Source organism: Cupriavidus metallidurans CH34 (assembly GCF_000196015.1).
Taxonomy (GTDB): Bacteria; Pseudomonadota; Gammaproteobacteria; order Burkholderiales; family Burkholderiaceae; genus Cupriavidus; species Cupriavidus metallidurans.
Genome location: NC_007974.2, coordinates 2,266,772 through 2,287,097 on the forward strand (window position 1 = coordinate 2,266,772; position 20,326 = coordinate 2,287,097).

A 20,326-nucleotide genomic window follows, 5' to 3' on the forward strand; every position below is an offset into this window, starting at 1 on the left:
CAGCTCCTTCACAGATATGGAAGGAGAAGCGACGGAATCTGCCCGTTATGCTGCGCTCAACGTCGCGCGTCCGTTTGCAAGCGCAATGACGTCGCGTTCTTTCAAACGCCCACGGAACGCAATCTCATTTACACCGACCTTCCAGCACTCGAGGACGATGGTCTCTCCCGGATAAACGGGCGAAGTAAGACGTGCGCGGATGGATGTGATGCGGCTAGGATCGTAGTCGCAGAACGCCTTGACGATTCCGTGGCAAGCCACCCCATATGTCGCCAGACCGTGCAAGATTGGACGAGCAAAGCCAGCCTTCGAAGCGACCGCAGGATCGATATGCAGCGGATTAGTATCGCCTGACAGCCTATATAGCAGCGCAGCGTCGGCGCGAGTGGGCAGTTCGACCCTGATATCCGGGGAGCCTTCTGGGGTCGGAGGGGCCGCCGCCGCAGGCTCGTCACCGCCTCCGTTCTGAGAAAAGCCACCATCTCCACGAAGGAACAAGACCTGTTCGGCTGTCGCGACGTGCTCGTCTGTCTTGGCGTCATACAGATTCTTCTCGACATGCAGCACGGCTCCCTTACCTTCGCCCTTGTCGACAATGCGCACCACACGGCTGCGACCAATCAACGAGCCGGCGGATGGAAGAACCTTATGCACCGTCACGCACTGTTCCCCGTGCACCAACTTCAGGAAGTCAATCCCTAGCTCCTTCCGGTCGCGCATCCAGGAGCCTGGCGAAGCAATGACTGCTGCCATAGTCGGGAGCGTCACGAGATTCTTCTCATACACAAATCGAAGTTGGCTTTCGTCCAGAGGATCAGAGCCAATTCCCAGACCCAACGCATAGAGAATGCTGTCCTTCTCCGTGTAGTTGTGGATCACGTCACCCGACTGCCAGGCCTTCGTTTTTTGATAGTCAATCATTTTTGTACTCGGTTGCGGGCAAGGGAGCCCAACGGAATTGAGGAGATTCTTTTGCAGCAAAGCGCCTGATAGACTCACGCGTGTAATCGCTACCCGCAGCAATCGCCTGACCTGTAGCCTCCAGATCCAGCATCGTCTCGAGGTCGCACTGGAGCGACTTCTGCAGCGCCTGTTTGGAGAGGCTCATCGCCGTACCGGACGCACTTTCGAAGCTACGTGCAATCTCGATAGCCCGCGTCATCAACGCTTCAGGTGCCAGAACCTCCATGGCCAGCCCCATCCGTTTCGCCTCGTCGGAGCCAAACTCTCGCGCGGAGAACACCAATTCCTTTGCGCGTTGAAGACCCACCACACGCGGAAGGGTGTACCAGGCACCGACATCTGGCACCAGGCCAATTCGATGAAATACCGCAGCCATACGCGCGCGATACGAGCAAAGGACAATGTCCGCAAGAAGCGCCAGGCTTAGTCCTGCGCCGTAGGCAACGCCATCAACTGCGGCGATCACTGGCTTATCCAAAGCCGATACAGCCAAGACAAGGTCTCGGTAAGGCGCCATCCCTTGGCGGCGTTGCTCGGTAGTTCGCGGCGCTCCACCTCCCATTGCCTTGACATCACCGCCCGAGCAAAAGTCAGCCCCAGCTCCTGCGAAGACGACGACCCGCACTTGCTCATCGGAGCGGAATGAGCGGAACATCTCCGTCAGCGCAACCGTCATTGCGGGCGTCAGCGCGTTCTTTGCCTGAGGACGGTTCAACGTAACGAGGGCGATGCCTCCGTCGTAGGTCAGTTTGACATCATCCGAATCGTTCATGCTCGTCCTTGCCGCACAGAAAGTGGAACACCATCTTGAATGATGTCGCAATACTCAGTCATGCCTAGCACAGTCCTGCCTTCGCAGGTGTACTCCGTCATACTCTCGGTAATTCGCGTGTATGAAGAAGCATCTCCACCCGCCTTCCTATGCCGAAGCGGTACTGTCGACAGGACCTTCCCCTCGACGATGTAGGTCTTCTTGGTAGTTGTTATCCACGCAGTGAGCAGCTTGGGGTGATAGTCGTCGTCGTACTCCGTCCAGATACGTCCATCAATGACGGGCTCATACTCACCGTTTGACAGAACGTTGCCGCTGATGGGTAGTGCAGCTGCTGTCGGATCTTTGACAGAGAAGAGCATTCCGAAGTCCCGGTCAAAGGCAACCGGTAGCCACTTGTACCAGGAAAAGTTATGCCAGTGCCGAGGGCCCCAAGACTTGTCGCGGTATCCGGTCCCGTTCTCAAACTTGAATTTCGTACCGTCCACCGTGACTGTCCCGCTCACTGCCATGTGCTGCTCGGTGTGCCCCCGATACACGGAGTTCTCGGGATCAAGGTCAATAGGCGTGTCGTCGAGATTGACAATCTCGCCACCGTGCATCGGCGACACCCCTTCAAACTCCAGGTAGATGGTGGACGGACGCTTCTGATACCGCTTGAACGCCGCGCTCGGATCCGCCATTGCAGCAGGCTCGTCCATGATGAGAAGTTCGCCCTCATACTTGACTCGCAAACGCTTAAATGGCTCCATCACTTCGAAGCGCATCCCTCCAGCATCCATGGCATCGTTGTGAGTGATCATTGGGCGAGCGAACATGAACCCGACTTTTCCGCCTGGAAGGTACACGCAGCAACTCATCTCAGCGTAGCCTTCGTTGACGCGATTCCCAATGCGCAACCACAGCCCTACGCCCTTCGCCGTGTCGAAGGCGTTGAAATACATGCTTTCGTTATAGTTCCGCGCGGCTTCCGGGGCGTGCGTGTACTCATCCTGCGGACTCAATCGAAGCTTTGTGTTTGGGGGCTTGTACATCGAACGATATCCTTTTAAATTGCCACACCAGGTATGTTCGTCAGTGCCTTGAAATCTCGGCGTTATCGGCCTGGGCCATCAACACTCCAGCCGCAGCGGTGGACGCTACTCGCATAGCCACGTCGTTGGCCCTGTCGTTGGCAGCATTTCCATCCATCGCTCGACGCGCAACTCCCTGCTGTATCGCGGCAAGTCGGAACATGTTGAACGCCATGTAGAAGTTCCAACGCGGAATGCCGGCCTTCGGATCCATGCCAACATGCGTGCAGTACATGGCGACATAATCAGCTTCGCTCGGGATTCCCAAGCTCTTGACGTCGACCCCAGCAAGCGTGCGGTGCGTCCCCAAAGAGACATGCCAGTTCAAACAGTGGTAGGCAAAATCGACCATCGGATCACCGAGGGTGGACAGTTCCCAGTCGAGAATGGCAATAATTCGCGGCTCAGTCGGATGAAAGACCACGTTGTCTAACCGATAGTCCCCGTGAACGATGGCGGTTGTGGTCTGTGGAGGAACATTAGTGGGCAGCCAAATGATCAACTGCTCCATCGCTTCAATGCGACGCGTTTCGGATGCCCGGTATTGCTTCGTCCAGCGCTCAATCTGCCGCTCAACGTACCGCCCCTCTTTCCCGTAGCCCTCCAGACCGACCTGCTTGTAGTCCACCAAGTGCAACGCGGCAATTGCTCGATTTAGTTCGGCGTACAGGGCTTGTCGCTCGGCCGGCGCGACTTCCGGGAGAGTCTGGTCATCGAGGATCCGACCTTCTGCGAAATCCATGATGTAGAAGGCGCTGCCGATTACCCCAACGTCTTCACATAGAGCCCGCACTCGTGGCACCGGAACAGTGCTCGAAGCCAGGCTACGCATTACACGGTACTCCCGTTCAATTGCGTGAGCCGATGGCAGCAAGGTGCCTGACGGCTTTCGACGAAGTACGTAGCGATCTTCACCCGCCTTCACAAGGTAGGTCGGATTCGATTGACCACCCTGTATGCGCGTTACGTCCAACGCGCCGGCGAACGGCGCGACTTGGCCGCGGATATAGGCGGCCAGCCGCTCGCCTACGCTGGGGTCCTCATGAAAGACGGCACCGGCGTCCATGATTAGAGGCTGATGTGGAATCCGCCGTTAACCCCGAGGTGTTGGCCCGTAACGTAGCTTGAACCGTCAGAAAGCAGGAAACAAACAGTCTTCACGACCTCTTCGGGAGTCGACCAGCGGCCCAGGGGGATTTGCGCGAGCATGCCGTCGCGGAACTTCTCGCCGCGAACGACTTCCGTCATAGGCGTTTCAACCACGCCAAAGCAGACGGAGTTGGAACGGATGTTGTAGCGGCCCCATTCGCGAGCGGCGGTCATCGTCATTCCGAGCATGCCTGCCTTTGCCGCTGCATAGTTGATTTGCCCAATCGAGCCCTTGCGCCCTGCGTCAGACGAAATGTTGACGATCGAGCCGCCGGTCTTGTCACCGTCCTTTGCGCGCGAGACCATGTGTTGACCAACAGCGCGGGTCCAGTAGAACGAACCGCTCAGATGTACATCGATGACATCCGTCCATTGCTGGTCAGTCATCTTATCGATCATTGCAGGACGGATGATGCCGGCATTGTTGACGAGACCGTGAACGGCGCCGAATCGCGACACAGCGTCAGCCACTGCGCGGGTCGCAAGCGCCGAATCTGCGACGCTGCCTGCGACGGCCATCACGCGCTCCGCGGGCAACGGAGCGAGGGCAGCGTTCAGCGTTTCACCGTTCAGATCCACGGCGACAACGTTTGCGCCGAGCTCAATGCCGAGTTCGACAACTGCCTTGCCGATACCCTGTGCAGCGCCCGTAACCACGATGGTGCGACCTTCCAACGAAACGATTTGCGACATCTCCGTACCCCTTTTAGTTTGGTTGAACCAATGATATTTTGGAAGTGGATCGGCGTCAATGGGAAATAGAACGGGCGCAACGAAAGCGTCTAGGGCGCACCTGTCGTGCGCGAGACGGGTCGATATGGACCACAGGCTCAACTAAAGGGGGAATCACATGGGGCCGTTGAAAGGCATCAAGGTCGTAGAAATGGCGGGAATTGCTCCAGGGCCATTCGCCGCGATGATGTTGGCCGACATGGGTGCGGAGGTGCTGTGCATTGAACGTCCTACTGCGGCACAGCATTGCCAACCGACTGCGTCGAACGTACTGCACCGTAATCGTCGCTCACTGGCGTTGGACCTGAAAAATCCTGTTGCACTGAGAGTGTTGCGAAGACTGATTTCGTCTGCGAATGCCCTGATCGAGGGCTACCGTCCGGGAGTGATGGAGCGACTCGGATTGGGACCGGAGATCTGCCTCGCCGACAATCCGAGCCTGGTGTACGGGCGCATGACTGGATGGGGTCAAGATGGGCCTATGGCACAAGCCGCAGGCCATGACGTGAATTACATTTCGCTTACTGGGGCGCTTCACGCTATCGGACGTCGTGACGCTCCTCCTCCGATTCCGTTGAACCTCGTCGGGGATTTCGGCGGTGGTGGGATGTTTCTGGCGTTCGGCGTTGTCTGCGCACTCCTAGAGGCTCAGACTTCCGGGCTGGGCCAAGTTGTCGACGCAGCGATGGTCGATGGCGCCGCGGCCATGATGGCCTACATGTGCGCTGCCCGAGCGTCGGGACGCTGGAGTGACCAAAGAGGTGAGAATGTCCTTGACGGAGCAGCCCCTTGGTACCGGGTGTATGAGACTTCCGACGGACAATACATTTCTGTTGCCGCGGCCGAGCCGAAATTTTACGCGGAACTCCTTCGCCTGTTAGAACTCTCCGATGAGACTTTGCCCGACCAATTCGATCGCAGCGGCTGGCCAACCCTGACGGAACGCCTTACAACCGTATTCGGCACAAGAAGCCGCGCGGAATGGTCCAAGTTGCTGGAAGGTACAGACGCTTGCTTTGCACCTGTGCTGTCTCTCGCTGAAGCACCAGGCCACCCCCACTTGCGAGCTCGAAACACATTCATTGAAGTCGACGGCATCATCCAGCCTGCCCCAGCTCCAAGATTTAGTCGGACCGTCCCGGCACAGCCACTGCCCTGGACACCGGCGAAGACCGATGATCGCGCCACACTGACGGCTTGGGGCATTGACGAATACGAGATCTCACAACTGGAAAGCGCTGGGATTCTCGGCTAAGCGTCATAAGGGACGAGGCGCACGGCAGGCAACTGCTGTACGCCTCCTTGGGGAACTCAGTCACTCACCTGCTTCGCCCATCGCGGACTGTTAATGCTCAGCGCATCCTGAAGGGTAGAGATCAGATGCTCCACCACGCCGACATGGTCCAAAGGCAAGTCTCCTGCCCCGAGCCTGGTGGCAAGTTCGCGGTTTAGCGCCCCGACATCCCCTTGCTTACCGAGAATATCCTCCAAACGCCTCCTTTCGCGGGCTTGAGCTTCGGGCCGCATTTCAAGCTCTCGCGCGACAATCTTGAGCACGTTGATACAGACTCGGGTCTGAAATCCATGGTAGCCGGTTAGGGTGGGAAGAAGTTCGCGTTCGAGGTACTCCGCGGCTGCCTGCAGGAGGCGATTGGCATCGGGTACAAATGTCGACATGGTAATCCTCTTGATTTCAAGGCTTGACCAGATTCATGAAGTCCCACAACGGCTCTTCCATTCGCCGACCAATGGCACTCAACTCCAGACTTGCTTGGCTGCCACCTGCAGCCTGCGCCGAGCCGCGACGCACACATGCTATCGCCCACTTCAAATTGGCGAAGGCCTCCCAGAAATGCACTCGTTGCTTGTCGACAACCCGTCCAGTCACGCTTTCGTAGCCAGCGTATAGATCGTCTCGCGCGCCGAATCCCCCAACATCACCTCGACCGCCGAAGCGCCAACTCCGCATACAGAGAACGCCCAAGTCCTGCATCGGATCCCCGATACGCGCGATTTCCCAGTCCAGCACGCATCGCAACCCCTGCTCCCCTACGATCAAGTTACCAGTTCGGAAGTCTGCATGAACCAGGCCGGCCGTTTCCATCTCTGGCAGGTGCTCTTCAATCCAGCGGATCGCGAATGAAAGCGCCGGATGCTGAACATTGCACTCGCTCAAGAGGTCTCTGTAGGTTGCAAACTCATCTTCAGGCGTAAGCACCTTCAGAAAGGAAAGGTCTGTCGTTGGAACTTGATGAATTTTTCCAAGGACCTCCCCGCACTGCCGAGCCAAGACAGACCGTGCACCCGAAAGAGCTTCGTCCAGGACAACACGACGACCGAGCGTTTCTCCTTCAATAAACTCGGTCACATAGCCAGCGCCCATTCCATCTTCTGGCTCAAGAATCACCCGAACCACTGGCGCCGGAGCACCTGCAGCCCGCGCCGCTTTCATGACCGATGCGTCTTCGCGAGCCTCAAGTTTCGGCGCCCTGCCTGCAGCCCCTATGGTGGCCCCTGTCAACTGGAGTATCAGTTGCTGGACCGCGCTGCCGCAGCGCCATTCGAATGCCCAAGTTTGCTTCGTTGCTCCCCCGGACAAGCGCCGAAGGTTAGCGATCTCGCCAGGCACCCCTTCTTCCCGAAGGAGTGCCCGCTCGAGTTGCGACGCCAGAAGCTTTTGGTCTGTCGTCTGCTCCGACATCAGATTTTCCGGCCAACAGCCTGCCAGAACGGATCTCGGAGTCGACGTTTGAATATCTTGCCACTGTCCTCTCGCGGCAACGATGCATGGAAGTCGATGCGCCTTGGCACCTTGTACTTCGCGAGATGCGATTCCAGATACTTCTGAATGTCGCTGGCGCTTAGCTCGGCACCTGGCATAAGTTCCACAGCAGCGGCCAACGATTCCCCGAAATCCTCATCTGGTATCCCAAACACAGCGCAATCATGGACCCCCGGACACTGCGTGAGCACCATCTCAATTTCGGCAGGGTAGATATTGGTACCCCCAGAAATAACCATGTCCGAGCGCCTATCGCACAGATATAGACGGCCTTCCTTCAGGTAGCCAACATCGCCAACGCTGATCAAGCCGTCTCGCTCTACGCTCTTTCGCTTCTCTTCGTGATTGAGATACGTGAAGTCCGCGTACGCAGGCACGCGCATATAAATCTCACCAGGAGTTCCATCCTCTACTGGCTTCCCATCCTCACCAAAGAAGGCGATTTGAGTACCCGGCGTAGGCACACCAACTGACCCAGGGTGATTGAGCCAATCGTCCGGGGTGGCAAGCGTTGCGGTACCAACCTCGGTGCCACCGTAGGTCTCGTAGACGACCGGTCCCCACCACTCCATGAGCTCCTGCTTCACCTCACGAGGACACGGAGCGCCGGTATGTGTTACCCACTTCAACGAGCTGACATCGTATCGCTCGCGCACCTCTTTGGGCAGCTTAAGAATGCGGATGAACATAGTCGGCACCATCACCGCATTGGTAATGCGATACTTTTCAATGGCTGCCAGGGTCTCCTCGGGGTCGAACTTCGATTGCAGCACCAGGACATCTGCAGCCGTGATCGCTTGGCGGCCATAAGCATTCGGCGATGCGTGATAAAGAGGTCCGGTAATGAGTGCCCTGACGCCCGGCGTCAGGCCGTAAACGCGTTCGATGATGTCCACATAAGCCTTGGCCTGCTCCGGCGTTGCCGGATCGCGTTTCACACCTTTGGGATGACCCGTGGTGCCGGACGTGTAGATCATGGTGGCCCGCCCGCGCTTTGGAGGCTGAGTCCAGAGTTCAAACGTCTGGCACCACTCTGGCCAACCAATGTCCCCCGCCTTTGGCGTTGCCAGAGCATCCGAGATCCCGTAACGAGACTGAACCTCCGGAGGCGTCGGCACTACCAGCACCTGCAAGCCTTGTGGAATGTGCGGCCGCAAGGGCTCTAGCAAGTCTGCGTGAGCTACCAGCACCTTGGGCTTTGCATCATTCAAGATATAGGTGAGCTCCTCAGTCTTGCCGTGCCAGTTCAATGGAACTGAATACGCCCCGACGGCTGCCGCAGCCTGTTGGACCTCAAAGAACGAGAAATCATTGCGCAAGAGCGAGGCGACGGTGTCCCCCTCGCGGATTCCCATCTTGTCAAATCCCGTGGCAGCGCGCATTGCTTGCTGCAGGACCTCATCTCGCGCTTTCGCGCGGCCATCCAGATAGATTGTGGCTTCGCTCATAATCTGTCTCCCTCCATGTAGTATTTGTTGGGCTGCTATGCGTGAAGCAGCGAGGCCAGTCTTGCCGTATGCGCCTCTCCATCGCCGAAAAGTTGGTCAAGGACGTGGACTCGGCGTAGGTAGTGTCCTACCGCGTACTCCTCAGTCATGCCAATGCCTCCGTGCAGCTGAATCGCACCATGAGCCACCGCCCGGGCATGCTTTGCTACTGACAATTTCGCTCGGTGCAAATCGAGCTCTGCACCTTCCGAGTCTTGATCGTCCACCGCAACCGCCGCCGCAATGGCCATGCTTTTCGCGAGCTCCAGGCTCACAAGCATTTCCGAAGCGCGATGGCGGAGCGCTTGGTTCTCGCCGATCAGCCTTCCGAACTGCTTTCGCGTATTCACGTACTCGATGGCGAGTTGGAACGCTGCACCTGCTGCGCCGACCATATCTGCACAGGCGGCGGCAATGCCCATGGCCAACGCGCTCTCGATGGCTCTTAGCGATTGATGTCCGTCCCCAGCCTCGCCTAGCGGCAAGGCCGACACGTTGCTAAAGGTCAGCTCACCGGCAGGCGTATCGTCCACGAGCTTGTAGTTGCGAACACTCAGCCCCTTTGCATCGGCATTCACCAGGAACAGCGCGCAACCGTCGGTGTCCTCAGTGGAGCCTTGGACACGCGCGCTGACCAAGTATTGATGGGCATCATTGGCCCCAACAACGTTGAACTTTTGACCGCTAAGCAGCCACTTTTCGCCGGTCTTGGTTGCTCTAGTGCTGATCCACCAATCCGTATGACGCGCCTCGACTTCATCGTGAGCCCACGCAATCCGACGCTCTCCGGATGCAATGGACTGCAGTGCTTCCTTGGCACGAGCGTCCCCCGCGTAGGTGCGAAGCGCCGTGGCCGGGAGGAAATTGGTTGCAAGGAGCGGCTCCAGGGACAAGACTGCCCCGAGCTCCTGCATAACCGGAAACAGGTCGACAGCGCCCCCACCGAATCCCTCGAGGTCCTCGGGAACCAACAGCGCCGTCAGTCCAAGTTCTGACAGCGCGCTCCAAGTTTTCTCGTCGTGGCCGGCGTCAGCTTCGACGTATTGCCGGCGATTCTCAAATCCATAGCGTTCGTTTAGCAGCCGATGAACGCTTTCCTGGAGAGCCCGCTGGTCCTCGTTCAGTTCGAAATTCACTTTGTCTCCCTATCCTACAATTGCCTTGGCCAGGATGTCCTTTTGCACTTCACTCGTCCCACCATAGATGCTTGCAGCACGCGAATAGAAATAGCGTGGCGTTAGCGGACCACGGTCCGTATCCCTCTTGCCGCGCTTTTCCAAGCCCTGTGGTCCGGCAAGGCGAGCCAGCAGGGCATTGATGTCTTGTTGCAGCTCGACACCTTTGAGTTTCAGCACCGATGCGAACGCGGGGATGCGCGCCTGCTCATTGGGGGTAAGAAGAAAACGCCAGTTCGTTACCTCTAGAGCTCGTACTTCGGCGTCCAGCGTCGCGATCTCCGATCGCAGCTTGGGGTCGTCGATGAGCCTGTTTTCACCCTGAACAGTGCGATCTGCGAGCTCGCGCGCGTAATCCAAACGCTCTCGGCACAGGCCCACATTGGCAATGCCGGTTCTCTCGTTTCCAAGAAGGAACTTTGCGCAGTTCCAGCCCTTGTTCTCCTCGCCCACAAGGTTCTCGACGGGCACCCGGACATCATCAAAGAAGACCTCATTCAAATGATGGTCGCCATCAATGGAGCGGATAGGACGGATCGTGATGCCAGGCGACTTCAGGTCAATCAGCAGGAACGAAATCCCCTCCTGCTTCTTCGCCTCGGGATTGGTCCGAACAAGTGCAAACACCCAATCCGCCCAATGAGCTGTGGTGGTCCAGATCTTCTGTCCATTGACAACATAGTGGTCGCCGTCTCGTTTGGCGGCGGTCCGCAAGGAAGCCAGATCCGAGCCCGAACCTGGCTCGGAAAAGCCTTGGCAAAACCAGAGGTCGAGATTGGCTAGCTTGGGCAGGAAGTACTCGCACTGCTCCGGCGTACCGAACTTCATCAGCACCGGCCCCAGCATCGTGACGTTGAACACCTGAGGAAGCGGTGTCGGTGCGCGGAACATCTCGTCAAGCAGAATGAGCCTTTCCAACTGCCCGAGCTCGGCTCCTCCAAACTTCCGCGGCCAATGGGGCGCTGCCCAGCCGCGCTCATTGAGAATCCGCTGCCACGTCACCGTGTCTTCCTTTTGGGCCGGGTGCCCTGCGCGCAGCCGAGCACGGATGTCCTCAGGCAGCCTCTCTTCAATAAAGGCACGAACTTCTGCACGAAAGGCTTCTTGTGCAGGCGACAATCGTAGATCCATCCTTCTTCTCCTCCTACGTCGACTCGCGCCGTGCGAGTACGTGCGTTATTTTGGTTCAACCATTATACTTAACGCAAGAGGATTGTGAGATGTGGGAGGCCATGCTCGGTGCAAGGAATGCAGTGGAGGAAACCCTCAAGTGCCGTATGAGGCATACACTCTCTGATAACATATGTGCAGAGGTTGATCCAATGCAAGACACGCCCAAAATGCCTACGAAAACAAAGCCTGCCGTACCTGACCAACAAGACCCGAGTCCTGCAGGCCCTATATTTAGGCGGGTTCGAACACGGCGAGCATTCGAGGCTGTAAGCGACCAGATCCGCCAGCAGTTGGCGTCGGGAGAGTTGCGTCCAGGCGACCGACTCCCCGGTGAGCGCGAACTCGCCGAGCAATTTACCGTCAGCCGAAGTGCTGTACGCGAGGCGTTACGAAGCCTTGAGGCCGCCAGCGTTGTGGAAGCCCGAACTGGTATCAACGGCGGCTTCTTTATCCGGAGTACGAGTAGCACGACCGGGCTCACACAAACAGTCCAAGACCTAGTGTCCCTCGGCCAAGTGTCCATTGCGAACGTTACCGAGGCTCGCGTGGAACTGATGGCCGTCGCAATCCGTCTGGCCTGCGCTCGGGCCACGGAAGAGGAGCTGGATGCCATTGAGGCCGACATCAGCTACCACACGGAACTGTTCCGACAAGGTGACGGCTCACGTAACTCCAAATCGGTGATTGAGTTCTATCGCCTGATTGCGCAAGCTACGCACAACGCTGTAATCGTTCTGATGGTGGACGCGCTTTCGGAGATCATTCGCAAGCTGTTGGCGCAAATCGCGCCCGAACCTCGCAAGGACATCATGCAGGTGCGACGCAAGGTCCTCACCCTGCTCCGACAACGCGACGCCCAGGGAGCTTGTGACGCGATGGCGACTCATCTCCGTCACGTCAGCGACTACCTAGAAAGCGAAAGTAAGAAATCTGCGCGTAAGAAGAAGATTGCCGCATGACCCAGGCTGAGAAGGACACAATGACCACCACTGTGAAAACTGCGGACACGCCTTTGGAAACGAATACGCCGCGCTTCGAGGCGGTACGCTCGGCACGTGCGTTTGAAGAGATTGCAGATCAGATCCGAGCCGAGCTAGCCCAGGGGAGATTGAAGGTTGGCAGTCGACTCCCCGCTGAGCGAGCCTTGGCCGTTCAGTTCGGCGTATCCCGGAACACGCTGCGAGAAGCGCTTAGATCCCTTGAGCACTCGGGACTTGTGCGACTTCAAAAAGGTGCAAGCGGCGGTGCGTTTATCAGTGAAGGCTCCGGACTCGCTATCTCGAATAGCCTGATGGACCTTTACCACGTAGGATCCATCACGCCCGACCAACTGACTCAGGCGCGGATCTGGCTGGAGTCAGTTATTGTCCGCGAGGCGTGCGAGCGAGCGACTGCCGACGACCTGGCCGCCCTCGAGAGGAACATCGAAGAAGCGGCGCGTGCCTCGGAAGAAGGCGACTTTCCCCGTCGGGCAGAGCTTCACTTCGACTTTCACCGAACGCTTGCCAAGATGTCGGGCAATCCCATCATGGTCATCATGATGAATGGGCTGCTTGCCGTACTGGCTAACTTCGTAAATAGCATTGGAGAATACGAAAACAATTTCGTACTTCCGTCCCGAAAGCGTTTCATGAAGCATATGCACGCGAAGGATGCCGAAGCGGCCGTAGCTGAAATGGAAGCCAGTCTCAAACGGCTTCAACAAGCATATCTCTCGCGCGTAACGGAAAGCGACGCGGAACGGACGGTTCGACGCCGTGCCGCTCCCCGCAAGGGCACTTGATCAGGCATCAAGCCATTTGACTGCGGACGACAACTCGGCACGACTAGTCCGAAAGCCGTTTGCAGGATGGTGGGTGTCGGGGTAGCCAAATGAGATCCCGCACACAATCCGTCGACTGGCCGGCAGGCCCAGGCATTCGCGCACCCGATGTGGTCGGGCCGCCAACGCTGCCTGGGCGATGGTCGCTACACCAAGGCTCGTGGCTGCGAGCATGAAGTTGGCGACATATCCACCGCAATCCACAGCACCATATGTGGAGAGCGCCTCATCGCTAGTGATGATCGCCACATGTGGGGCGCCGAAAAGACGAAAGTTCTCGCGCGCTTGGCGGGTTGACGCTTCCCGATCTCCACGCGCCACGCCAACTGCATCGTAAAGCGCCAGACCGCATTCACGGCGACGCTCCTGATACACCCCCTGGTACTCCCGCGGCCATTCAAAGTCAGGTCGCTTCTCATCGTCCGATTCACTCGGCGCCAGCATCACCTCTCGAAATCTATCAGTGGCCGCCCCTCTCGTAATGACTACCTGCCATGGTTGCGCATTGCACCATGACGCCGTACGCTGCGCGAGAGATACGATGCGTTCGACGATGTCTTGTGGCACCTCGTCTGGTAGAAATGCACGGCAGCTATGCCGGGCTGCAAGAAGCCCTTCGAGCACGACGCTCGGCAGTTGCTCTCGAATACTCATACCTTCGACTCCTCAGATACGTAGCTGTCGCTGGCCTAGGTCCAGCAATTCTTATCGCGCAAATGCGCTCGCAGTAAGCAAACTTTCGCGGCACTCCGCAACCATCCGCTCAAGTAGCTCGGCGCAGCTTGGTAAATCTCGAATCAACCCGACCACCATCCCAGCGGTAACGATGCCGCCATCAGGATCGCCCTCCTGCAAAGCAGTTCGTCCCCGTGCGCCAGCAACGAGATGGCGTATGTCCTCAAATCCGCAACCACCCGGCCGGCGCTCGGCAGCCACAACTTCGTCCGAGACCGCATTCTTCAACACACGCGCCGTGTTCTTCAGGGATCTGAAGATAAGGTTGGTATCTCTCTCGCTTGCTGCCAATAGCCGCTGCTTGATGTTCTCGTGAATCGGAGCTTCCTGGGTCGCACAGAACCGCGTTCCCATATTGACGCCGTGCGCACCTAACGCAAGCGCGGCTGCCATTCCGCGGCCATCCGCAATGCCTCCCGACGCGATAACCGGCACACTGAGCTGGCTTGCCGCTAGGGGAATAAGCACCAACCCCGGGATATCCTCCTCACCTGGATGGCCAGCGCATTCAAAGCCGTCTATGCTGATTGCGTCCACACCGAGGCGTTCCGCGGTGAGCGCGTGCCGTACTGCCACGCATTTGTGGATGACTTTGATACCGGCATCCTTGAGCTTTGGAAGATACTCAAGAGCCTTGTTTCCCGCCGTCTCGACGACACCCACTCCGTTAGCGATGATCGCGTCGATATACTCTTCGTACGGTGGAGGCGCAATTGTCGGGAAAATCGTCATGTTGACGCCGAATGGTCGGTCGGTCATTTCGCGGCAACGACCTATCTCGCGATGCAGCGCTTCCGGCGTTGGCTGAGTCAGCCCGGTCAGAACGCCGAGGCCGCCAGCATTCGACACGGCTGATGCTAGTTCGGCGCGACCTACCCACTGCATCCCACCCTGTATGATGGGATAGGCAATATTCAATAATTCCGTGATACGAGTTTTCATGTAAAAAGCCCAGCGGTTATCTGAAACGGAATCTGCTTCACTCCAGGCCTCGCTGTCTTGGAGAAATTCCCCCACAGCCGAGGCATTGATACCCTCAGGAGCGGTTGCCGCCCCGCCATGCTTCGAGAAGGTCCGGCAAACTCGCCGCTTCTTGGGGCGCCGGCCCCTGAACGGAACCTGGCGTGCGCGAGAACCTCGGTGCGGGCGCGGGCTGTTGTACGCCGCCGACCGAAACAAATGACTTTCTGTACTGCAGGTGTGGATGCATTTCAGCTTCACTCAGCGTCAATACCGGAGCAAAGCAAGCATCCGTCCCCTCTAAAAGCTCGCACCAGTGCGCGCGGGTATTCGTTCGGAAGGTCCTACCGAAGAATTTCTCAAGCTCTGACCACCTCTCTCGATTGTTCTGGGACTTCTGCAAGTCGTCCGGAACACCGAGCTTTTCGCAGAGCAACGCGAAGAACTTTGGCTCAATCGGGCCAACGGAGATGTACTGGTGGTCGGAGGTCTCGTAAGACTTGTAGTAAGGCGCCCCACCATCGAGCGTGTTGCTTGCCTTCTTCTCGACATAGTGACCGCGCAAAAGTTGAGTGTGAAACAGACTCGTGAGAGACACTGCTCCATCGCAGATCGCCGCATCAACGACCTGCCCTTTTCCCGAGCGTTGCGCTTCAAATACAGCAGCCAGAATCCCAACGACAAGGTACAAGCTTCCGCCACCGTAGTCGCCTACCAGGTTTAGCGGAGGAACCGGTGCACGTCCCGCCTCGCCAATACCGGCGAGCGCACCCGAGATAGCGATGTAGTTGATATCGTGGCCAGCAGCTTGCGCTAGCGGCCCATCCTGCCCCCAGCCTGTCATGCGACCGTACACGAGTTTTGGATTGCGCTTTTCCACATCTGCAGGACCAAGACCCAAACGCTCCATCACACCCGGCCGAAAACCCTCGACCAACACGTCGGCCTCCGAAACAAGGTCGAGCACTTTCTCGACGTCTGTTTGCTTCTTGAGGTCTAGGAGTACTGTCTTCCGGCCTCTGCCAACAATGTCAAAGCGATCTCCCAGCTTTGCATCACTCCGATCAATTCGAACGACTTCTGCACCCAGGTCAGAAAGCAGCATGCAAGCGAATGGCCCGGGGCCAATACCCGCTATCTCAATCACACGCAACCCTGCGAGTGGTCCCAAAGTTGGCGAATCGCTCTCTCTAGCCATGAAGTCTCCGGTATTTGAAAGTTAGGGGTCATGTCCACGCACGATTGAATACCGTCGTGCCAGCGTTTTGACTCAGCTGTGCGCAGAGGAAGACTCTCGCAGAGCGGCAGGGCAACTGAGCGTCTACTGAGGCCTAAAGGCCATTGCGTTGACTGTTGGTGCAACTATACAATGGCTCAACCATTAACACCATAGTAGGCAGTCCCATGAACGATGAGCGAGTTTTGCTGCACACACGCCAGGTGCAGTACCGGTGCTACCGGCGCGGTGACGGGCTGTGGGAAATCGAAGGCGAAATGCGGGACTTCCGCAGCTACGACACGGTGGTGGCTGAAAAAGGCAATCTTCCAGCCGGCACGTCCGTCCATCACATGGTGATAGCACTGGTAGTGGACGAAGAGTTGGCTGTGCAAAACGTCGTCAGTCGTATGGAAGCTGTTCCCTTCCGCGTCTGCCGGGAGATTGAAAACAGCCTGAAGACGATGGTGGGCGTACGCATGGGCTATGGCTGGCGCCACACCATCAATGAGCGCCTTGGCGGCACTGAAAGCTGCACCCACCTACGCGAGCTACTCATCAATATGGCCACGGCGGCATTCCAAGCCATTCCAACGTGGCAAGCCCAACAACGTAAGCAACAAGGTGAGGATCCTCTTAATGGCACACGACCTCACTATTTGAATCAGTGCAAGTCCTGGCGTATCGATGGTCCGGTGGTTCGCGAACATCTCCCTCAGTTTTATCAACCGAACGCTGTCGCCGGCGCAGAGCCGGGTAAGGAATGAGAGCAATGCAAGAAATTGAAGAACGCAAGCCCCGCGGCATGTACTTCGAAGACTTCGAGATTGGGAAGACCATTGTCACCTCGCGTCGCACGGTGACGCTGACCGACATTGTCAACTTTGCCTGCCTGTCCGGTGACCACAATGCACCCCATATCGACCATGAGTTCTGCAAGACGCAATCCTATGGAGAACCGATCGCTCACGGTCCGCTGGTGCTGGCCATCGCAGGTGGTCTCCAATGCCTCAGCGGCATCAATGACGGCACCATTATTGCCATGCTAGGCAACGACCAATGGCGCATGCATCTGCCCGTCAAGCACGGCGACACCATCCATGTCGTGATTACCCCCATCGAGAAAAAGCAGTCGAGCAAGGGCACTTCCGGCATCGTCACGTTTGACCGGAAGGTCAAGAATCAACGAGGCGAGGTCGTCCACTCCATGATTACGACGCTGCTGTATCGTCTGCGTCCGCAGTAAGGCCTTCTAGCTGCTGTATCCTGGTCAGCCACACGGAGGGGAAAAGGAGGGGGCGAACTGTTGTTCGCCCCACTCTTTCCATTTTGAACGGCTCGAGCGCCTCGCAACGGAAACCCCGGAGCATCGGGCAAAGAAAAAAGGGGCGCTTCCGCGCCCCCAACTACCCGAGTCTCAACTTACAGGTCCATTTGTTTCGCAAGGATGTTGCGCTGAATCTCGTTGGTGCCGCCACCGATAGGACCAACGCGGGAGTCGCGGAAGAACATTTGCATGTCGTACTCCATCGAGTAGCCAGCACCTGCCATGATCTGCATCCCGATGTCTGCACACTTGAAATTGTTCTCGCTTGCAACCACCTTGGCAATCGATGCTTCGGTAACTGCAGCCTGGCCGGCGTCGAGCACGTCGGCTGCGCGGTAGACTACCTGACGTGCAGTCTCGGACAGGATGAGCATGTCCGCCAGCTTGTGCTGGATGACCTGGAAATCGGAAATCGGCTTGCCGAACTGCACGCGCTCCTTCGCATAGTCGCGGGCATACTCAGTAATCTTGAAGCAGTGCCCCGCCGAGATTGCAGCCAAGCCAAGGCGCTCGAGGCCGAGGCAGCTCATGATGTTTTTCCAGGCACGGCCTTCGCCACCGAACAGGTTCTTCGCAGGCACTCGAACATTGTCGAAGAAGACCTCATTGGCATGGGTCGTACGACGCCCCAGCATTTGCAGCGGGCGCACGGTAACGCCAGGCGCCTTTGCATCAACCAGCAGCGTGCTGATTCCTTGATGGCGGCCACCTTCCCTGTCGGTTCGCGTAATGACGACAAAGTAGTCAGCCACATGGCCGCAGGTGATCCAGACCTTATTGCCGTTCAGGATGTACTCATCACCGGCGGGTTCGGCGTAGGTCTTGAGGCCTGCCACGTCGGAGCCCGTGCCAGGCTCGGACATGCACAGTGCCAGCTTGGCCTTGCCAGAAATGATCTTCGGAATCAGCTCTTGCTGCATCTCGGGCGTCCCAAACTTCGCGATATGCATACCGGCATAGACCGCCGAAGTCGTAATGGCTTGGGCGATTCCCGTGTAGTAGTAGCCAAGCGTCTCGAGCAAGACAGTGATGTCGCGGTAGGAACCGCCCATCCCGCCTAGGTGCTCGGGATAAAACAGGCCGATGTAACCAGCATCTGCCAGTGCCTCATAGGCTTCAAGCGGAAACTCGCGGGCCTCGTCCATCTTCCGGACTTTCTCCCACGGGAGGACCCGGTTGAGCAGGTCCAGGACGCCTTCGCGCATCATCCGCTGATCTTCAGTCAGCCCGACGGTGTTAATCAACGACATTGTTATCTCCTAACTACTATGAGTTTTGCAACAGCACGGGGCCACAGCGCTGCGTCTGAGCTAGCCGGCCCACGGTTGATGCTGGTTAAGAAAGTTACCTAATTGCGGGGCCGCGCTGCGAACAGAGGACCGTCCTTGTACTGCAGAACCACCATTTCGACTGGCTGACCGATCGTCAAAGGCACGCCGTCGTCTTCTACGAGTCGACATGCCAACCGAATTCCACAATCGAGATCCACGATGCCGCATGCGTAGGGGGCCTCGGCAGCGAACACTGCGGGCGCAGCGTGAATACGCGTCCACGAGTAAAGCGTTCCCGTAGCGCCCAAGGCCTTCCATTCCACCTGGGTTGACCAGCAATGGGGACAGACAAGCTTTGGCGGGAACGTTGCCTTGCCGCAATCTGTGCATTGCGTGGTAATCCAGCGGCCCTGTGCTAGCTCCGACCAGAATTCCTTGGTGAATTCGGATTCCCGCGGCGGGTACGCACGCTCACCGTCGACAATCAATGCTTCGAGGGTCATTGCTTGGCCTCCATAACGTGAATCATGGCCGCGTTGTAGTTGCCGAGTTCTCCTGTAGCCAGACCGAACTGCGCATTCTTGACTTGGCGCTCGCCTGCCCGTCCCCGCAGTTGCTCAGCGAGCTCCACGTAGTTGTAGAGCGAGGTGACGTACGCAGGGTGGCCGCGGGATGTCAAACCACCTGAGGTCGAGATAGGAATATGGCCGCCGAGACGTGTCTCTCCATTGAATGCCGCGCGCGCACCATGCCCCTTCGGAATAAGTCCAATAGCCTCACTCACCAGCACTTCGACAATCGTGCAAGGCGCATACAACTCAGCGACGTCGACGTCCTTGGCGCTGATGCCAGCTTGTTCATAGGCGACAGAAGCCGCCTGTCTCGCCGACTCGAATGCAATCATGTCGTTGGGGACATCACTGATCTGATGGCTGCCATCATGGAAGAATCCTCGGCCCTTTACGAGCACATATGGGCGGCCAAGCTCGCGTGCGACATCCTCACTTGCCAGAACCAGACACGCTGCACCATCGCCACGCGGCGGAACGTCATAGAGTCCCAGCGGCTCGACGATGGGACGCTGCTGAACGACTTCTTCCAGCGTCACCGGCTTGCGATACTGCGCAAGCGGATTCATGGAGGCGTGAAAACGGTTCTTCACGGCAACGGAGCACAGTTCCTCCCTCGTAGCTCCGTGCTCATGCATATACCGCATCGCGTCCATGGCATACCAAGCGATGGGCGTGAAGCCAGCTGATGTGTGAAAGTCGACATCGCCGGTCGTCCGCATGCTGCTCATCATGTGTTCTGCGGCCGATACCGCGCTCTCCATGTTGATACCGAGAGCAAGCGACACCTCAGACCTGCCCAGCATGATGTCATTGCAGGCCTGGTCGAAAGCCAGAGCAGCAGTCATGCCGTTACCCATCACTTCCATCACGTTGCCCCGGCAAGACAGCCGAAGTTGGCCCATGAGGAAAGTGTGAAAGTACTTCTGGCGCGTGTATGGACGAGGGAGCGTGAACACCAGACTTTGAATATCCTGCTTGTCGACCCCCGCATCTTTCACGGCATCCACGACAAGGCGGGTCATGATTTCGTGCTCCAATGTCTGGAGCGCTGCATCATCTGCAGTTTGGTGGCGCCCCACCGGAATGGCACTGGCACCAATATGAATCGCCCCGGTTT

Annotated in this window: 21 protein-coding genes; 5 read left to right on the plus strand and 16 right to left on the minus strand. The window is 57.6% G+C overall.

Annotation, left to right across the window (positions count from 1 at the left end; all coding sequences use genetic code 11):
• Positions 1-45 precede the first annotated feature (45 nt).
• Genes RMET_RS28205 through RMET_RS28225 form a run of 5 tightly spaced genes read right to left on the minus strand, consistent with a single transcriptional unit; the run spans position 46 to position 4,650 of the window.
• On the minus strand, positions 46-921 hold the full coding sequence (locus tag RMET_RS28205; RefSeq protein WP_011519923.1) for a MaoC/PaaZ C-terminal domain-containing protein: 876 nt from the start codon (positions 919-921) through the stop codon (positions 46-48).
• The gene (locus tag RMET_RS28210; RefSeq protein ID WP_011519924.1) at positions 914-1,735 is read right to left on the minus strand and encodes an enoyl-CoA hydratase/isomerase family protein; all 822 of its coding nucleotides are present in this window, start codon (positions 1,733-1,735) and stop codon (positions 914-916) included. Before RMET_RS28210 ends, RMET_RS28205 begins: the two co-directional genes overlap by 8 nt.
• Complete coding sequence (locus RMET_RS28215; RefSeq protein ID WP_011519925.1) at positions 1,732-2,769, minus strand: DUF7064 domain-containing protein; 1,038 nt, start codon at positions 2,767-2,769, stop codon at positions 1,732-1,734. The genes RMET_RS28210 and RMET_RS28215 overlap by 4 nt, the downstream gene beginning before the upstream one ends.
• Before the next feature lie 40 nt (positions 2,770-2,809).
• Positions 2,810-3,874: a phosphotransferase gene (locus RMET_RS28220; RefSeq protein WP_011519926.1), complete on the minus strand. Its 1,065-nt coding sequence runs from the start codon at positions 3,872-3,874 to the stop codon at positions 2,810-2,812.
• A 2-nt stretch (positions 3,875-3,876) separates the two neighbouring features.
• Positions 3,877-4,650: an SDR family NAD(P)-dependent oxidoreductase gene (locus tag RMET_RS28225; RefSeq protein WP_011519927.1), complete on the minus strand. Its 774-nt coding sequence runs from the start codon at positions 4,648-4,650 to the stop codon at positions 3,877-3,879.
• A 157-nt stretch (positions 4,651-4,807) separates the two neighbouring features.
• On the opposite strand from RMET_RS28225, the gene RMET_RS28230 reads away from it, so the two are divergent.
• On the plus strand, positions 4,808-5,944 hold the full coding sequence (locus RMET_RS28230) for a CaiB/BaiF CoA transferase family protein (RefSeq protein WP_011519928.1): 1,137 nt from the start codon (positions 4,808-4,810) through the stop codon (positions 5,942-5,944).
• 56 nt (positions 5,945-6,000) lie between these two features.
• Here the strand turns inward: RMET_RS28230 and RMET_RS28235 are convergent, their stop codons facing one another.
• The 5 genes from RMET_RS28235 to RMET_RS28255 are packed head-to-tail and all read right to left on the minus strand — an operon-like array spanning position 6,001 to position 11,264.
• Positions 6,001-6,366, minus strand: coding sequence for a DUF6285 domain-containing protein (locus RMET_RS28235; protein ID WP_011519929.1), 366 nt, complete (start codon positions 6,364-6,366; stop codon positions 6,001-6,003).
• A gap of 16 nt (positions 6,367-6,382) precedes the next feature.
• A complete protein-coding gene (locus RMET_RS28240) occupies positions 6,383-7,390 on the minus strand; it encodes a phosphotransferase family protein (protein ID WP_029309862.1) in 1,008 nt (335 codons plus the stop codon).
• Complete coding sequence (locus RMET_RS28245) at positions 7,390-8,919, minus strand: acyl-CoA synthetase (RefSeq protein ID WP_011519931.1); 1,530 nt, start codon at positions 8,917-8,919, stop codon at positions 7,390-7,392. Before RMET_RS28245 ends, RMET_RS28240 begins: the two co-directional genes overlap by 1 nt.
• Before the next feature lie 35 nt (positions 8,920-8,954).
• Entirely contained in the window at positions 8,955-10,094 is a 1,140-nt protein-coding gene (locus tag RMET_RS28250) for an acyl-CoA dehydrogenase family protein (RefSeq protein WP_011519932.1), read from the minus strand.
• Between the two features lie 9 nt (positions 10,095-10,103).
• Entirely contained in the window at positions 10,104-11,264 is a 1,161-nt protein-coding gene (locus RMET_RS28255) for an acyl-CoA dehydrogenase family protein (RefSeq protein ID WP_011519933.1), read from the minus strand.
• Between the two features lie 209 nt (positions 11,265-11,473).
• Here RMET_RS28255 and RMET_RS34410 point away from each other — a divergent pair, with 209 nt between their 5' ends.
• Complete coding sequence (locus RMET_RS34410) at positions 11,474-12,265, plus strand: FadR/GntR family transcriptional regulator (protein WP_267880293.1); 792 nt, start codon at positions 11,474-11,476, stop codon at positions 12,263-12,265.
• Positions 12,262-13,089 (plus strand): FadR/GntR family transcriptional regulator, encoded by an 828-nt coding sequence (locus RMET_RS28265; RefSeq protein WP_231138546.1) that lies wholly within the window; start codon positions 12,262-12,264, stop codon positions 13,087-13,089. The genes RMET_RS34410 and RMET_RS28265 overlap by 4 nt, the downstream gene beginning before the upstream one ends.
• Here the strand turns inward: RMET_RS28265 and RMET_RS28270 are convergent, their stop codons facing one another.
• From RMET_RS28270 to RMET_RS28280, 3 genes are all read right to left on the minus strand, one after another.
• On the minus strand, positions 13,090-13,782 hold the full coding sequence (locus RMET_RS28270; RefSeq protein ID WP_011519937.1) for a nitroreductase: 693 nt from the start codon (positions 13,780-13,782) through the stop codon (positions 13,090-13,092).
• A 51-nt stretch (positions 13,783-13,833) separates the two neighbouring features.
• Entirely contained in the window at positions 13,834-14,805 is a 972-nt protein-coding gene (locus RMET_RS28275; RefSeq protein ID WP_011519938.1) for an NAD(P)H-dependent flavin oxidoreductase, read from the minus strand.
• Between the two features lie 94 nt (positions 14,806-14,899).
• Complete coding sequence (locus RMET_RS28280; RefSeq protein ID WP_011519939.1) at positions 14,900-16,021, minus strand: CaiB/BaiF CoA transferase family protein; 1,122 nt, start codon at positions 16,019-16,021, stop codon at positions 14,900-14,902.
• 206 nt (positions 16,022-16,227) lie between these two features.
• On the opposite strand from RMET_RS28280, the gene RMET_RS28285 reads away from it, so the two are divergent.
• Positions 16,228-16,806 carry a DUF2889 domain-containing protein gene (locus tag RMET_RS28285; RefSeq protein WP_011519941.1) on the plus strand — a complete coding sequence of 193 codons (579 nt, stop codon included), beginning with the start codon at positions 16,228-16,230 and terminating at the stop codon, positions 16,804-16,806.
• 5 nt (positions 16,807-16,811) lie between these two features.
• The gene (locus RMET_RS28290) at positions 16,812-17,285 is read left to right on the plus strand and encodes a MaoC/PaaZ C-terminal domain-containing protein (RefSeq protein WP_011519942.1); all 474 of its coding nucleotides are present in this window, start codon (positions 16,812-16,814) and stop codon (positions 17,283-17,285) included.
• Positions 17,286-17,461: 176 nt separating this feature from the next.
• Here the strand turns inward: RMET_RS28290 and RMET_RS28295 are convergent, their stop codons facing one another.
• The 3 genes from RMET_RS28295 to RMET_RS28305 all read right to left on the minus strand — a co-directional run bounded on the left by RMET_RS28295 (position 17,462) and on the right by RMET_RS28305 (position 20,315).
• A complete protein-coding gene (locus RMET_RS28295; protein ID WP_011519943.1) occupies positions 17,462-18,616 on the minus strand; it encodes an acyl-CoA dehydrogenase family protein in 1,155 nt (384 codons plus the stop codon).
• Positions 18,617-18,714: 98 nt separating this feature from the next.
• The gene (locus RMET_RS28300; RefSeq protein WP_011519944.1) at positions 18,715-19,140 is read right to left on the minus strand and encodes a Zn-ribbon domain-containing OB-fold protein; all 426 of its coding nucleotides are present in this window, start codon (positions 19,138-19,140) and stop codon (positions 18,715-18,717) included.
• Entirely contained in the window at positions 19,137-20,315 is a 1,179-nt protein-coding gene (locus RMET_RS28305) for a thiolase family protein (RefSeq protein ID WP_029309866.1), read from the minus strand. Before RMET_RS28305 ends, RMET_RS28300 begins: the two co-directional genes overlap by 4 nt.
• Between the last annotated feature and the right edge of the window lie 11 nt (positions 20,316-20,326).

Coding starts and splice junctions, on each gene's coding strand:
- RMET_RS28290 (WP_011519942.1), top strand. CDS start 16,812: ATGCAAGAAATTGAAGAACGCAAGCCCCGCGGCATGTACTTCGAAGAC.
- RMET_RS28210 (WP_011519924.1), bottom strand. CDS start 1,735: ATGAACGATTCGGATGATGTCAAACTGACCTACGACGGAGGCATCGCC.
- RMET_RS28275 (WP_011519938.1), bottom strand. CDS start 14,805: ATGAAAACTCGTATCACGGAATTATTGAATATTGCCTATCCCATCATA.
- RMET_RS34410 (WP_267880293.1), top strand. CDS start 11,474: ATGCCTACGAAAACAAAGCCTGCCGTACCTGACCAACAAGACCCGAGT.
- RMET_RS28220 (WP_011519926.1), bottom strand. CDS start 3,874: ATGGACGCCGGTGCCGTCTTTCATGAGGACCCCAGCGTAGGCGAGCGG.
- RMET_RS28285 (WP_011519941.1), top strand. CDS start 16,228: ATGAACGATGAGCGAGTTTTGCTGCACACACGCCAGGTGCAGTACCGG.
- RMET_RS28300 (WP_011519944.1), bottom strand. CDS start 19,140: ATGACCCTCGAAGCATTGATTGTCGACGGTGAGCGTGCGTACCCGCCG.
- RMET_RS28230 (WP_011519928.1), top strand. CDS start 4,808: ATGGGGCCGTTGAAAGGCATCAAGGTCGTAGAAATGGCGGGAATTGCT.
- RMET_RS28215 (WP_011519925.1), bottom strand. CDS start 2,769: ATGTACAAGCCCCCAAACACAAAGCTTCGATTGAGTCCGCAGGATGAG.
- RMET_RS28255 (WP_011519933.1), bottom strand. CDS start 11,264: ATGGATCTACGATTGTCGCCTGCACAAGAAGCCTTTCGTGCAGAAGTT.
- RMET_RS28270 (WP_011519937.1), bottom strand. CDS start 13,782: ATGAGTATTCGAGAGCAACTGCCGAGCGTCGTGCTCGAAGGGCTTCTT.
- RMET_RS28280 (WP_011519939.1), bottom strand. CDS start 16,021: ATGGCTAGAGAGAGCGATTCGCCAACTTTGGGACCACTCGCAGGGTTG.
- RMET_RS28295 (WP_011519943.1), bottom strand. CDS start 18,616: ATGTCGTTGATTAACACCGTCGGGCTGACTGAAGATCAGCGGATGATG.
- RMET_RS28205 (WP_011519923.1), bottom strand. CDS start 921: ATGATTGACTATCAAAAAACGAAGGCCTGGCAGTCGGGTGACGTGATC.
- RMET_RS28245 (WP_011519931.1), bottom strand. CDS start 8,919: ATGAGCGAAGCCACAATCTATCTGGATGGCCGCGCGAAAGCGCGAGAT.
- RMET_RS28235 (WP_011519929.1), bottom strand. CDS start 6,366: ATGTCGACATTTGTACCCGATGCCAATCGCCTCCTGCAGGCAGCCGCG.
- RMET_RS28240 (WP_029309862.1), bottom strand. CDS start 7,390: ATGTCGGAGCAGACGACAGACCAAAAGCTTCTGGCGTCGCAACTCGAG.
- RMET_RS28265 (WP_231138546.1), top strand. CDS start 12,262: ATGACCCAGGCTGAGAAGGACACAATGACCACCACTGTGAAAACTGCG.
- RMET_RS28225 (WP_011519927.1), bottom strand. CDS start 4,650: ATGTCGCAAATCGTTTCGTTGGAAGGTCGCACCATCGTGGTTACGGGC.